15 protein-coding genes and 1 tRNA gene are annotated in these 13,998 nt (G+C 44.4%); 1 reads left to right on the top strand and 15 read right to left on the bottom strand.

Annotated elements, in window-relative coordinates; translation table 11 throughout:
* Positions 1–10: 10 nt before the first annotated feature.
* The 9 genes from coaE to DW930_RS00040 all read right to left on the bottom strand — a co-directional run bounded on the left by coaE (position 11) and on the right by DW930_RS00040 (position 7,945).
* Positions 11–607: a dephospho-CoA kinase gene (gene coaE, locus DW930_RS00080; RefSeq protein WP_123159014.1), complete on the bottom strand. Its 597-nt coding sequence runs from the start codon at positions 605–607 to the stop codon at positions 11–13.
* The gene (mutM, locus tag DW930_RS00075) at positions 608–1,432 is read right to left on the bottom strand and encodes a DNA-formamidopyrimidine glycosylase (RefSeq protein ID WP_123159013.1); all 825 of its coding nucleotides are present in this window, start codon (positions 1,430–1,432) and stop codon (positions 608–610) included. It abuts the gene before it with no gap.
* A 45-nt stretch (positions 1,433–1,477) separates the two neighbouring features.
* Positions 1,478–2,377, bottom strand: coding sequence for a GTPase Era (gene era / locus DW930_RS00070; protein WP_123159012.1), 900 nt, complete (start codon positions 2,375–2,377; stop codon positions 1,478–1,480).
* A 29-nt stretch (positions 2,378–2,406) separates the two neighbouring features.
* Positions 2,407–2,805, bottom strand: a complete 399-nt coding sequence (locus tag DW930_RS00065) for a diacylglycerol kinase (RefSeq protein WP_123159011.1) — start codon at positions 2,803–2,805, stop codon at positions 2,407–2,409.
* Positions 2,786–3,283 carry an rRNA maturation RNase YbeY gene (ybeY, locus tag DW930_RS00060; RefSeq protein WP_117744522.1) on the bottom strand — a complete coding sequence of 166 codons (498 nt, stop codon included), beginning with the start codon at positions 3,281–3,283 and terminating at the stop codon, positions 2,786–2,788. Before ybeY ends, DW930_RS00065 begins: the two co-directional genes overlap by 20 nt.
* Positions 3,284–3,385: 102 nt before the next feature.
* Positions 3,386–5,122, bottom strand: a complete 1,737-nt coding sequence (tetB(46), locus tag DW930_RS00055; RefSeq protein WP_123159010.1) for a tetracycline efflux ABC transporter Tet(46) subunit B — start codon at positions 5,120–5,122, stop codon at positions 3,386–3,388.
* 1 nt (position 5,123) lies between these two features.
* The gene (gene tetA(46), locus DW930_RS00050; protein WP_117744524.1) at positions 5,124–6,848 is read right to left on the bottom strand and encodes a tetracycline efflux ABC transporter Tet(46) subunit A; all 1,725 of its coding nucleotides are present in this window, start codon (positions 6,846–6,848) and stop codon (positions 5,124–5,126) included.
* A 404-nt stretch (positions 6,849–7,252) separates the two neighbouring features.
* Positions 7,253–7,325, bottom strand: a tRNA-Thr gene (locus tag DW930_RS00045).
* Positions 7,326–7,375: 50 nt separating this feature from the next.
* Entirely contained in the window at positions 7,376–7,945 is a 570-nt protein-coding gene (locus DW930_RS00040; RefSeq protein ID WP_123159009.1) for a GNAT family N-acetyltransferase, read from the bottom strand.
* Between the two features lie 208 nt (positions 7,946–8,153).
* Between DW930_RS00040 and ald the strand changes: the two genes are divergently transcribed.
* Entirely contained in the window at positions 8,154–9,266 is a 1,113-nt protein-coding gene (ald, locus tag DW930_RS00035) for an alanine dehydrogenase (RefSeq protein ID WP_123159008.1), read from the top strand.
* Between the two features lie 43 nt (positions 9,267–9,309).
* Here the strand turns inward: ald and DW930_RS00030 are convergent, their stop codons facing one another.
* The 6 genes from DW930_RS00030 to DW930_RS10510 form a co-directional block, all read right to left on the bottom strand.
* Positions 9,310–10,308, bottom strand: coding sequence for a PhoH family protein (locus tag DW930_RS00030; protein ID WP_207801592.1), 999 nt, complete (start codon positions 10,306–10,308; stop codon positions 9,310–9,312).
* Between the two features lie 90 nt (positions 10,309–10,398).
* Positions 10,399–10,614, bottom strand: coding sequence for a YozE family protein (locus DW930_RS00025; RefSeq protein WP_048689636.1), 216 nt, complete (start codon positions 10,612–10,614; stop codon positions 10,399–10,401).
* A 10-nt stretch (positions 10,615–10,624) separates the two neighbouring features.
* Entirely contained in the window at positions 10,625–11,479 is an 855-nt protein-coding gene (cvfB, locus tag DW930_RS00020) for an RNA-binding virulence regulatory protein CvfB (protein ID WP_048717452.1), read from the bottom strand.
* Positions 11,480–11,585: 106 nt separating this feature from the next.
* Positions 11,586–12,143 carry a ribosome recycling factor gene (frr, locus tag DW930_RS00015; protein WP_048689643.1) on the bottom strand — a complete coding sequence of 186 codons (558 nt, stop codon included), beginning with the start codon at positions 12,141–12,143 and terminating at the stop codon, positions 11,586–11,588.
* Positions 12,144–12,161: 18 nt separating this feature from the next.
* Entirely contained in the window at positions 12,162–12,893 is a 732-nt protein-coding gene (pyrH, locus tag DW930_RS00010) for a UMP kinase (RefSeq protein WP_006595852.1), read from the bottom strand.
* 451 nt (positions 12,894–13,344) lie between these two features.
* On the bottom strand, positions 13,345–13,998 hold a 654-nt coding region (locus DW930_RS10510), incomplete at its 5' end, for an LPXTG cell wall anchor domain-containing protein (RefSeq protein ID WP_207801591.1).

Below are 13,998 nucleotides of genomic sequence, written 5' to 3'. Positions count from 1 at the left end.
TGAAATAGGATCATCTTCTTTCTATTTGTTCTAAAGCCCTATCGATTTGCTGATAGAGGTGATCACGCTTGCTATTGTTATCAATCACGAGATCCACAAGAGCTTTTTTCTCATCCAGAGACATCTGGGCCGCCAACCGATCGCGCGCCTGGTCCTCTGTCAAAGCATTTCTTTCCATCAAACGTTCTAACTGAGTATCCTCCGTCACATAGACCAGCCAGACTTGGTCAAACCAGTCCAGATATCCCTGCTCGATTAACAAGGGGATATCCATGAAAAAGAGGTCTTCTGCTTCAATTAACCGATCCCGTTCTCGCGCCAGGGCTTTGCGAATCATTTCGCCTTGTATCTGGTTGGACCAGGCGATCTCATTCTGGCTTGAAAAAATGCGTTCAGCCAGGGCAGGACGATTCAAATCTCCAGTATCTAGGAGTATTTCTGTCCCAAAATGCTCCACTAAAGCTTGATAGAGCTCTCCACCTTGTGCCTGTAAGTCATGGACCACACGATCAGCATCAATAACAGCATAGCCTTTTTCTCTCAAATAGGAGGTCACAGTCGACTTACCAGAGGCAATTCCTCCTGTTAATCCAATAATCTTTCCCATTTACTTTACCTTTTGACAATGGGGACAAAAATGAGTCCCCCGTCCCCCAAGTTGGATTTTCTCGATTGGAGAGCCACAACGACTACAAGGCTGACCCGTTTTCCCATAGACTTGGTGTTCTTCCTGCATAGTGCCATCTTCTCCGAAGGCATTGCTGTAGGAGCGAATGGTGGAGCCTCCCTTTTCGACAGCCTGAGCTAATACGGCAATTGTTTCTTTGCGAACGGCTCTGGCTTCTGTAGCAGTCAAACTTTGCCCCAAACGGGCTGGATGAACCTTGGCTCGATAGAGCACCTCGTCCACATAGATATTGCCCAGACCAGCCACCAATTTTTGATCCAAAAGGGCTGATTTAATGGGTTTCTTTGATTTTTTCAGAGCTGCTTGGAAGGCAGGCCATTTAAATTCCGCTTCTGTCGGCTCTGGACCAATTTTTTTATTCACAAAATAGCTGTCTACAAGCTCAGGCACTAGGACTTCCATGGTCCCAAACTTGCGGACATCTTCATAGACCAGGGTGCTACCATCTGTAAAATGAAAGAAGACATGGGCGTGCTTGCGAAAAGGGACTTCGTCTGGATAAAAGAAATACTTGCCTTCCATCCGCAAATGCGAGATCAAAACCAAATCCGTCAGATGAAACAAGAGGTATTTCCCACGACGCCCCATGGATCGAATCTCTTGACCTGGAAGATCTTGACGAAAAGCATCCAGATCTGTCTGAATCATCTTAGGATACTTTACTTCCACGGATTGGATGGTTTTCCCTAGAATTAATTTCTCAAGACCACGTCGGACGGTCTCAACTTCTGGTAACTCGGGCATAGAACTCCTTTCAAAAACAAGAAGCAGGCTTCTGCCCACCTCTTCTTAATATTCTTTTTCGTTGTATCCGAAATCGGCAAGGTCTAATTTCTTATCCCGCCAATTTTTCTTAACCTTGACCCAGGTTTCTAGGAAGACTTTGTCCCCTAGCATCAGTTCAATATCCTTACGCGCAAGGGTTCCAATCTTCTTGAGCATGGCACCGCCTTTTCCGATGATAATCCCTTTTTGGCTATCACGTTCCACCATGATGGTCGCACGGATATGGACTTTATCGGTCTCCTCATCCCGCTTCATGGAATCCACGACTACTGCAACAGAATGGGGAATTTCTTCCCGCGTCAAGTGCAAGACCTTTTCCCGAATCATTTCAGAAACCAAGAAACGCTCTGGATGGTCCGTAATCTGATCAGCAGGGAAATATTGGAAACCTTCTTCCAAGTTTTCGCTCAAAATATCAATCAAATGCGAAACATTATTTCCTTGCAGGGCTGAAATCGGCACAATTTCCATGAAGTCCATTTGACTACGGAAATCATCGATTTGTGCCAAAAGTTGGTCTGGGTGTACCTTGTCGATCTTATTCACCACAAGGATAACGGGCACCTTGGCTGCTTTGAGGCGTTCGATAATCATATCGTCACCCTTCCCACGTGGTTCATCTGCCGGCACCATAAAGAGAACCGTATCGACTTCCCGAAGTGTACTATAGGCAGACTCTACCATGAAGTCTCCAAGGGCTGTCTTAGGTTTATGAATCCCTGGCGTATCGATAAAGACAATCTGTTCCTTATCGGTCGTGTAGATTCCCATAATCTTGTTGCGCGTTGTCTGCGCCTTATCACTCATGATGGCAATTTTTTGCCCCATGACGTGGTTCAAAAAAGTTGACTTTCCAACATTGGGACGTCCTAAAATAGCTACAAAGCCTGATTTAAATGTCATAGTTTCCTTTCATGAGGGAAATATCCCCCTTATCCAAATACTAGAGCCCATAATTTGGGCACAAATATCATGAGACCTGTCACCAAGGCAAAGCCTGAAATAACGAGAACTGCTCCTGCCGCCATATCCTTGGCATTTTTGGCCAGCATGGAGAAATGGTAATCACTCGCCAAATCCACTACATTTTCAAGAGCAGAATTCATGATTTCAAAGGCAATAACCAAAGAAACACTTAAGAGTAGAAAGAGCCACTCTGTTGCTGAAATGCGAAAAAGGAAGCCGGCAACAATCGCTAAGATAGCTGAAAGAGCATGCTTGCGCATATTTCTTTCTTCTTTAAAGGCTGTAAAAATCCCTGTTAAAGCAAATTCAAGACTGGCAATCAGTTCTCGATTTTTCCATTTTCGTTTATTGTCTTGTGAGTCCATAGGCTGTCAAAATCTCTTCCTGTAAGCCAAACATTTCCTTCTCTTCTTCCGGAGTGTAGTGATCATAACCGTTGATATGAAGGAAGCCATGCACTGCTAAAAAGCCCATCTCGCGCTCAAAGCTATGGCCATACTCAGCCGCTTGCTCACGCGCCTTATCTACAGAAATAAAGAGTTCTCCAATATAGGTATCAAACTCTGCCATCATTTCTGCTAATTCTGGATGGTCTTCTAAATCTTCTTCTGAAAAAGCAATGTCCATCTCTGGTTTGTATTCCAGACTAATCACATCCGTTGGGCGATCCGTATCACGGTATTCCAAGTTCAATTCATGGCTGCGTTCGTTGGTTACAAAGGTCACTGCCATTTCCTTGTCTTCTTTGCCCAATTTTTTTGCAGCAAATTCTAAAATTTCCTGGGTTTGTTTGATCATTTCTTGAGAGACTTGACCGGTCTCATCAACCATTTCGATATACATCTTGGATCACCTCACTATCATTTCAATTATAGCATAAAAATAGCGCATATACTAGAATACACGCTACTTTTACTATTTGAAGACTGACATTCATAGCCACACTTATTCAACCGTTTGTTGGATGGCATGCATCTGGGCATAAATGCCACCATGGGCAATTAAGTCTGCATATTGCCCACGTTCGACAATACGTCCTTCTGATAGAACCAGGATCTGATCCGCATCTTGAATAGTCGATAAGCGGTGGGCAATGATAAAAGTGGTCCGACCTTTCTGTAGGACTGCCATGGCCTGTTGAATAATCTCCTCTGTCTCCGTATCAATGTGAGAGGTCGCTTCATCCAGAATCAAAATTTTCGGATTCATATAGAGGGTTCGAGCAAAGGAAATCAATTGACGCTCCCCACTTGAGAAGGCGGAGCCCTTTTCAACCACTGGATGGTCGATTCCCTTTTCAAGGCGCTCTACAAAAGGCCAAGCCCCGACTTTTTTCAGCGCATCTTTGATCGCATCCCGGTCAATATGATCCTGACTCATGGCCACATTACTGGCAATGGTTCCTGTAAATAGATAAGGATCTTGCAGAACAATGCCCATGTGGCTTCGCAGGCTCTCACGAGAGACTTGGCGAATATCTTGCCCATCGATCAAAATCACTCCATCTTGAGGATCATAGAAACGATAGAGCAGGTTCATAATGGAAGACTTACCTGACCCAGTATGGCCCACAAGGGCGATGGTTTCCCCAGGGCTCGCCTGAAAGGCAATATCCTGTAAAATTGGCTTGCCTTCTTCATAAGCAAATTGAACATCATCAAACACGACTTGAGCCTTTTCTATCTTCAGCTCCAATACACCATCGGCCTCTAAGGGTTGATCCAAGAAGGCAAGGACACGACTCCCCGTCTCTAGTGATCGCCGAATATTCGGAAATTGACGACTAAGGGCAGCCATTAGTTCAAAGAGGTTCATGACATAGTTGATATTGATAAACAAGAAACCAGCCGTCACACCAATATTCCCTTTTAAGTAAGACATGCCAGCGATGGTCAAAATACCTGCAATGACCAAATACTTGAGCAATTCCGTCAAGGTCCAAGAAGCGATTGAATCAGCTAAAAGGATCCGGTCATTAGCCCATAGCATCTTCTGGGTAGTGGCTTCAAACTCCTCGATAACATGGGGCTCTTGCCCGTAGAGTTGGATCATGCTGGCACCATGCAAGAGTTCATTGACCTGGGTATTGACCTCGCTTCTCGCATCAAAGAAATCCTTCATTGGCTGGTCCGTCATGACCTTGTAGAGATACTGGATCCCGTAGAAAATCGGAAAGACCAAACACAAGAGAAGGCCCATCATAGGGCTCAGGTAAAAGAGAATCCCTAGAACAAAGAGAAAACGTACTAAAAAGATAATCAACACCATACAGGAGTTATAAAACTGAGTCCGCAAGGTTTCCGTATCATTGACAATTCTTGTCGCGATCTTTCCAGCCGGCTTATCATCAAAATAAGAAATCGGTAGACCTTGCATGACTTGAAAGGCTTGGTCTCTTAGGTTAGCCGTCACTTGATTGCTTCCGTGTAGCAAGATCCGATTCCCTAGGTAGCTAATCAGCTGTCCAATGCTTAAGACCAAGAGATAAAAACCTCCCATCTGGAGTAGCTGACCTTGCTCTCCACTATGGGTCAGTGCGGTCAAAGGCCCATCAATCATCTTTTGAAGAATGAATGGAGACAACTCAGAAAAGATGGTCGCTAATAAGAGACAAATAAAGCCAACAAGAAAGACTGTAGGATAAAGCGTGATCCTAGATAATAATCGTTTCAATACTTTCATCTTATTCTCCTTCCTGTTTTTGTTGCCGTTGGTATTGTTCGTAGTACCAACCCTCTTGAGCCAGCAGATCACTAGCTCTGCCTTCTTCGACAATCTGTCCTTGATCCAAGACAATGATCCAATCCGCCTGATGGACAGCAGACAAGCGATGAGAAACAATGATGGTCGTCTTGCCTTTCCGCTCTGTTTGAATGCTGTCAATAATGGCCTGTTCGGTCTTGGCATCCACTGCAGAAAGGGAATCATCTAACAACAAGAGATCTGCATCCCTTAAAAAGGCACGCGCCAGAGAGATCCGTTGTTTTTGACCTCCTGATACAGAGACCCCTTTTTCACCGATCATGGTGTCCATTCCCTGAGACATCCGCTCGAGATCATCCGCAAAAGCAGCTTGGGCTACCGCTTCCACTAAATCCTCTTCACTAGCACCATTTTTACCCAGAGCAATATTGTCACGAATGGATTTCGAGAATAAAATATGTTCTTGGGAAACATAGCCAATTTTATCTTCAATGGAGCGCCGGTTGTAGGCAACGATCGGTTGCTGGTTGACCAAGAATTCTCCCTCACCAACTGGGTACTGCCGCAAGAATTGTCGAACCAGACTAGTCTTTCCTGATCCGGTACGACCAACAATCCCTACTGTTTGGCCTTTCTGAACGGTCCAATCAATACCTGACAGGCTCTCTCGTTCAGCACCAGGATAGCGGAAGGAATAATCCTTAAACTCTACCGAATCAATTTGTTCCAAGAAATGCGGACCATCTGGCTCTAAATCATCTGTTTCATCAATCACTTCTTTTAACTTCTTAAAGGACATTTGCCCAGTCTGGTAGACCAAGATAAAATCTGATAGCATCCACATAGGCTCAACCAAGAAGACCAAATACAGTTGCAAGGCCAAGAGTTTTCCTAAGCTCAATTGCCCACTAGCTAAGGATTGACCTCCAAATACCAAGAGTAAGACAGTCGAAACTCCAATAAACAAAAGGGCTAAAGGGCCAAAAGAATATTGAATAGAGGCGATTTTATCTCCTGTTTTAGCAAGACTAGCTGTTTTTGTTTGGAACTGTTTGACCTGCTGGTCCCGTCTACTATAGGCACGCATGACCCGAATCCCTTCGATAGACTCCAAGACCTCATCGTTTAACTGCGCGACTGCTTCCCTGTTTTGCTCAATGTAATCCTCCTGCTTTTTACTCAAAAAATAGGTGGATACGACAAGAAATATCATGGGGATAAAACAAATCAAAGTCAATTGCCAAGAAAGGAAAAACATGGCCAATATAATAAAGGTAAATAAACCGCCACCATAAAGGATGATCATCATTCCGTAACCAGCCATATCGGCCATGCCATCGACATCTGTCGTAAAGCGCGTCAAGAGATCTCCTGAGCGGAATTTCTCAAAAAAGGGACGCCGCATGGCTACTAGCTTACGAAATGCTTGCTCCTGAAGGGTCGACTTAAAATGAATGGACGACTGAAAAAGGCGCAACTGCCAATAAAAAGCCGTCAGGTAATTGAGGATGGCTGATCCTACCAAGAGGACCATATCCCATACAAAGTTGGATTGCGTCAGCGTCTGCTGACTCAAATGATCCACTAAACGCTGAATAACTTGCGTCGGGATCAATAAGGTATAATCATAAAGAATCAGGACCACAGCAATGCTAATATAGCGCCACTTGCGCTCTCTGATATACTCCCAAATAGCTCTTATCATCTACTCTCCTTTTCAAAATGGCACAGAAAAAACCCAAGTAAGGAGCTGAGTAGGTGCTCAGTCCATACTTGGGCCTTCTGATGCCTATCACCAATTCAGTTAAGGCAGGCAAAAATGCATACAAAAAACCCAAGACAGACTCCTCCATCTTGGGTTTCATTCATTTTTTAAATCGAACTCAACTGAGATTGGAGAAGTTGTGTATTCAATTGTGTCATCAAAACATCTACTTTGTTCATGACGGTTTTCTCCTTTCTCTTTGTTGCTATAACTTTACCACGTATTTCTATGCTTGTCAACGTTTTTTTGAAAATTGTTGAAAAAGAGTCTGCAAATAGACTCCCAGTTAGAAGATAAAGACAAAAAAGAAGCCTAGATCCTCTCTAAGCTTCTCTCTTCTACTATGCTAGTTGCCGGGATTGAACCGGCGACCTCATCCTTACCATGGATGCGCTCTACCGACTGAGCTAAACCAGCAGTACCTATCTACTATATCATGGAGATAGGCCTTTTGTCAATATCCTGACTCATTTTTCTGCCAAATATTCTTCCTTCGTGAGGACATAATGGACTCTCGTCACCATTCGCCCTTTTTCATGCGGGTCTAGCATCGCATAAGCTTCTTCGTGGGAAAATTGCATCCCTGCTTTGGCCATCACCCGTCCAGAAGCTGGGTTTTCCTTATCATGAACGGCAATGAGCTTGTTCATCCCTAACTGTTCAAAAGCTAGGGCAATCACTGTCTTGGTAGCTTCTGTCGCAAGACCTTGGTTCCAATAGTCTTTATTCAGAACATAGCCGATACTCCCCTTCTTCAGAGAAAGATCCAAATCCAGTAAATCAATCGTCCCGATAAATTTTCCATTTTCTTTGAGCTCGATCCCCCATCTTCCAAGTGGGCTAGCTAGGTAAAAGAGGGCAATGTTATTCCGCGTCTCTTCAAGACTTTGATTGGTTGTAAAAGTATAGCGCGTAACAGCCTCATCAGAAGCGTACTCAAACATAGCCGGTGCATCCTCAAGAGTGACCGGACGCAAACGTAAACGCTCTGTCTCCATTTCACGATAAGCCGCTAACTTCACATATAAATTTTCCATTAGACACTCCTTCTTTAGGGATTAGTTTAGCAGAAAACATAAAGGAAGGCAATTTAAAATTTTTTCTTGATTTTTAACTAGCTTTTATATAAAATAAAACCATTCGGTTAAAAAAATGGGATGAGGAGTGAAAAGGTCATTGAGTTAGGAGAGCAATCTCACACCAATGGCCTTTTTACACCTATATCTAAGCAAGGAGGAGAAAATAATGTTAATTGGTATTCCAAAAGAAATAAAAAACAACGAAAATCGGGTCGGTTTGACACCAGCTGGCGTACACAGCTTGGTGGGCAAGGGCCATCAAGTTTTGGTGGAAACCAACGCTGGACTTGGTTCTGGCTTTGCGGATGAAGATTACACCAAACAAGGGGCAACTATCGTTGCCACTGCTGCAGAGGCTTGGGCAGCTGAATTGGTCGTCAAAGTAAAGGAACCCCTCGCTGAAGAATACGGCTTCCTTCGTGAAGACCTCTTGCTCTTCACCTACTTGCACATGGCTGCCGCTCCTGAGTTAGCAGATGCCATGGTCGCTGCAAAGACAACTGGGGTAGCTTACGAAACAGTGCGAGACCTTGAAGGACAATTACCACTCTTGGTCCCAATGAGTGAAGTTGCTGGACGGATGGCCGTGCAAATCGGCGCTCACTTCCTCACCAAACAAGAAGGAGGATCAGGCGTTCTCTTAGGTGGTGTACCTGGTGTTCCTAAAGGAAAAGTCACCATTATCGGAGGTGGGGTCGTTGGAACCCATGCAGCTCGTATCGCTCTTGGACTCGGTGCCCAAGTCACCATCTTGGATATCAGTGCCAAACGTTTGTCAGTTCTAGAAGATGTCTTCGGTCACCAAATCCAAACCCTCATGTCCAACCCATTTAACATTGAAGCCAGCGTCCGTGATGCCGATGTTGTCATCGGGGCTGTCTTGATTCCTGGTGCAAAAGCTCCAAAATTAGTGACGGACGATATGGTCAAACAAATGCGTCCAGGTTCTGTGATCGTCGACGTTGCAGTTGACCAAGGTGGGGTTATTGAGACAGCAGACCGTGTGACTACTCATACGGAGCCTGTTTACGAAAAACATGGTGTGCTCCACTATGCCGTTGCCAATATTCCAGGTGCTGTCGCTCGCACTTCTACCATCGCCCTTACCAACGTAACCCTTCCTTATGTGGAAGCTTTAGCTGACAAAGGGTTCCATAAGGCTATCGCCCTTGATGAAGGCTTACGCCAAGGGGTTACTACTTATCAAGGCCACATCACTAGCCAACCGGTTGCAGAAGGCCTAGAGCGCGACTTCACACCAATCGACGAATTAATATAATTTCTGACATTTAAAAGGCAAAGATCACAAGATCTTTGCCTTTTTATTCTGCTTCTTCTTCCACATCCAGGTTTTCTTTGAGCACTGGATTTGGGATTGGCTCGTAGGCCCGAATAATTTCTGCTACAACAGGATGGCGAACAACATCCTTAGCAGAGAAATGCACAAAGTCGATCTGAGAAATATTTTTTAATTTCTCCTGGGCATCAATCAAGCCGGATTTGACATTTCGCGGAAGGTCGATCTGGCTAGTATCCCCATTGACAATCATCTTGGAGTTAAAACCAAGACGGGTCAAGAACATCTTCATCTGCATGATGGTGGTATTTTGCGCTTCATCGAGAATGACAAAGGCATCGTCCAAGGTCCGGCCCCGCATATAGGCCAGAGGGGCAATCTCGATAATTTCTCGTTCCATCATCCGAGTAGTCTGGTCTTTCCCTAAAATCTGGTAAAGAGCATCATAGACCGGTCGTAGATAAGGGTCTACTTTTTCCTTGAGGTCACCCGGAAGGAAACCAAGGCTCTCTCCAGCTTCTACAGCAGGACGGGTCAAAATGATCCGCTTGACCTGACCACGCTTGAGGGCGGTGACGGCCAAGGTCACCGCTAAGAAGGTTTTCCCTGTCCCGGCTGGTCCAATCCCGAAGGTCACATCATGGTGCTTGACACTATCTACATAAATCTTTTGCCCCAGCGTTTTGACCCGAATGGGCTTGCCGTAGCTATCCTTGATGATTTCTTCTTCATACAAGGCGACGAACTTATCCAACTCATCATTACGAACCATTTGAATAGCTGTTACGACATCCGGCGTCCCGATGGTCATACCACGATTCACCAAGATCAGCAAAGCCTCAATAACTTGTCTAGCTTTCTCACAATCTTCTTCTTGCCCAATGACCTGGACAATTTCTGTTCGAGCATGTATGATCACATCCAACTCTTGCTCCATCAAACGCAAATGACGCTCATTGGATCCAAACAGATGGAAGAGATCATCTGGATGACTTAATTGAATATCAATTGAATGTTCTTTCAAATAAAGAACCTCTCTATTTCTGTAAGTTTTCTCTATTATAACAAAGTGACCGAGAATTGACCATCCCCGGCTCACCACTATCTCCTGTTACTAATGACCTAAGTATTCTTCCCAGATCGCATCAAATTCTCCTAGATTAAAGGAGAAACTGGCATGCTCTTCCAGAAAGCGGCTGACCTCATCAAAATCATCTGTATGTTTTGGAAAGGCAGACTCATGAAAAGCTAGATCAGCTAGCAAGGCTTTCGGAGCATTGCTTTTGGGATTGCGCTCTGTCATCAGCCAAGTGTAAAATGATTTTCGCATAAGGCTCCTCTTAGATTAGTTCCGTTCCAAACTGGTCTTGCTTGATTTTTTTCGCTTTCATCAAGCCACCTAGAGCCTTTTTGAACTGCCCCTTGGAAATCCCAAAGGTAGCCTTAATCTCTTCTGGGGAGGACTTGTCATTCAAGGTCATAAAGCCACCATTCCCCTCCAAGTAGGCCAAAATCATCTGCGCATCGTTTTCAAGCATTTCAAACGAGCGTGGTTTCAAGGACAAATTCAAGGTCCGATCCACCTCTCGGAAACCGATGACCCGAGCATCTAGGACTTGTCCCAAACGGGGTTCGGCATAGCGCTCACTTGGATGGATAAAGCCCAGCATATTATTCTCAGGCAGGTAAACAAAGGTCCCTGAAAGTTTTAAGCGATAGACGATGGCCGGCCAGTTCTGGTTTTGCATATTGTTGTAGGCTGGACGAGCAATTCGTTGGAAGTCTTCTTGGTAAGCCAAGACACCCCAGATCCGATCTTTTTTATCAACTTCTAGGCGAACAAAGAGTTTATCGCCTTTTTTCGGCCACAGATCCTTGATTTCTGGCAAAATATCCAGAGAGACGACAATCTCCTTATCGGGTAGACCCGTATCGACAAATACACCCAGATCCTTGCGAACTTCAGTCACTGTCCCCCAGCCAAATTGGTCCTGACGGGCTGTGACTTCTAGGGTGGTCAGACGCAAACGTTGCTTCATATCCGTATAGGCAAAGCCCTTGACGGATTCTCCAAGTGCATGCTCTCCTTCAGACTTGTCCAAGGCATAAGTCTGCCCATCCTTCTGGACAAAGTAAAAGCGATCATTCTCATCCGTTACAAGGCCCACGATATCATGTGCGAGGTTGGTATTCATTTTTTCCTTCTTTCTGGCTAAAGCTCATCAATAGCCCCTTAATGGAAACAAAACTCAGCCAGCAGTGCCAACTGAGTTCATTTCCTCTGTAAACTGCTGGAAATGATTAAACTTCAAGCAATTCTTTTTCTTTGTGTGCTGTCATTTCATCAACATGCTTCACAGCATCATCGGTTACTTTTTGGATCTCTTTCTCAAGATTCTTCAATTCATCTTCAGTGATTTCTTTAGCTTTTTCTTGCTTCTTGGCTTCATCCATCGCATCACGGCGGATGTTACGGATGGCTACTTTAGCATTTTCACCAACTTTTTTTACTTCTTTGGCCAAGTCACGACGAGTTTCTTCTGTCAAAGCTGGGATGACCAAGCGGATAACCGAACCATCGTTGGCTGGAGTAATGCCAAGATCAGAAGCATTCAAAGCGTGCTCGATATCTTTCAATGAAGACTTGTCAAAAGGTGTGATCAACATCACACGAGCTTCTGGAATGGTGATCGATGCGATTTGATTCAATGGAGTATCAACTCCGTAATATTGAACATAGATCCGATCCAAGAGACTTGCATTCGCACGGCCTGCACGGATACTTCCAAATTCACGTCCCAAACTTTGGTGAGACTGAGTCATTCTTTCTTTAGCTTTTTCTACGATTGGATTTGCCATTTTATTCCTCTAACTTCCTTATTTTTCTACATTATTAGAAACGGTAGTACCGATATTTTCTCCAAAGACAACGCGTTTGATGTTCCCTGGCTCATTCATGTTGAAAACGACTAAGTCAATATCATTGTCCATTGAGATGGTCGATGCTGTCGAATCCATGATACGAAGGCCTTTATTGATGACATCACGGTGAGTTAATTCTTCAAACTTCACAGCTGTCTTGTCTTTCTTTGGATCAGCATTATAAACGCCGTCAACACCATTCTTAGCCATCAAGATTGCGTCTGCTTCAATTTCAGCGGCACGAAGAGCAGCCGTTGTATCCGTTGAGAAGTATGGAGAACCAATGCCTGCACCAAAGATAACAATACGCTCTTTTTCCAAGTGACGAAGGGCGCGGCCACGGATATAAGGCTCAGCGACTTGTTGCATGGCAATCGCTGTTTGGACACGCGTATCTACTCCAACCTGTTGAAGAGAATCCGCCATCACCAAGGCATTCATAACTGTTCCAAGCATTCCAGTGTAATCTGCTTGAACGCGATCCATACCTGCTTCCGCCGCAGGTTCTCCACGCCAGAGATTTCCTCCACCGATAACGAGAGCAATTTCAATTCCAAGGTCATGAACTTCTTTGATTTCAAGGGCCATCTTTTGAACCGTTTTGATATCAATTCCGACACCCCGTTCACCGGCTAACGCTTCACCTGATAACTTAATTAAAATACGTTTATACTTAGGTTCTACCATTTTGTCACTCCTTTTATGATCTGTATTATTTTACCACAAAAAGCGTTTTTTATATAGTGATATCTATCAAAAAAATTCTATCTTGTCGTCTTAAAATCGATTATTTTACCTCATACTTTTCTATTGACCATTTCTGAGTATGCCAGCTCGTATGGATAGGTGATTCCCCCAAAAGTAGAACTTCCTTTCCACATTCCAAATTAATGAAGTTGTATAACTCTCTTGCCTATCAAAAAGAGCCTCTTGAAACAAACAGGTTGTAGCTTTTAACCTGTTTAGAACTTGAGGCTCCTATTATAAAAATCTCATTGTGATAACTGAAGTGATTGACTGGTCTAAAAAAGGGGATGCATCATCCCCTTTTTCAAGGCCATAAAACCTTTTCTAGTCATCGAGTAGACCTTGCTATTTGGAATTCAGCAAAATCAATCTTTCACCAAAGAAAGAAGAATTATTTTTCGTCTTCTTTTTTTCGACGACCAAATGCCACGAATCCTACAAGGCCTGCAACTAGTCCGAGTACAGTTGATCCTACAGATGTAGTTTCACCAGTATTTGGAAGTTGTCCTTTAGCTGGTGTTGACTCTACTGGTTTACCTGATGTTGGGTCCACTGGTTTACCTGGGGTTGGATTCACTGGTTTACCTGGTGTTGGATCCACTGGCTTATCTGGGGTTGGATTCACTGGTTTACCTGGTGTTGGATCCACTGGCTTATCTGGGGTTGGATTCACTGGTTTACCTGGTGTTGGATCCACTGGCTTATCTGGGGTTGGATTCACTGGTTTACCTGGTGTTGGATCCACTGGCTTATCTGGGGTTGGCTCTACAGGCTTATCTGGGGTTGGTTCTACAGGCTTGTCTGGAGTTGGCTCTACTGGTTTATCTGGAGTTGGCTCTACAGGCTTATCTGGAGTTGGCTCTACAGGCTTGTCTGGAGTTGGTTCTACAGGTTTGTCTGGAGTTGGCTCTACAGGCTTATCTGGAGTTGGTTCTACAGGTTTGTCTGGAGTTGGTTCTACAGGCTTATCTGGAGTTGGCTCTACAGGCTTGTCTGGAGTTGGTTCTACAGGCTTATCTGGAGTTGGTTCTACAGGCTTGTCTGG

This window comes from Streptococcus sp. AM43-2AT (genome assembly GCF_003603405.1).
In the GTDB taxonomy this organism is placed as follows: domain Bacteria; phylum Bacillota; class Bacilli; order Lactobacillales; family Streptococcaceae; genus Streptococcus; species Streptococcus ilei.
The sequence above is the reverse complement of the archived record's forward strand: the minus strand, read 5'-3'. Positions and strand labels throughout refer to the sequence as shown.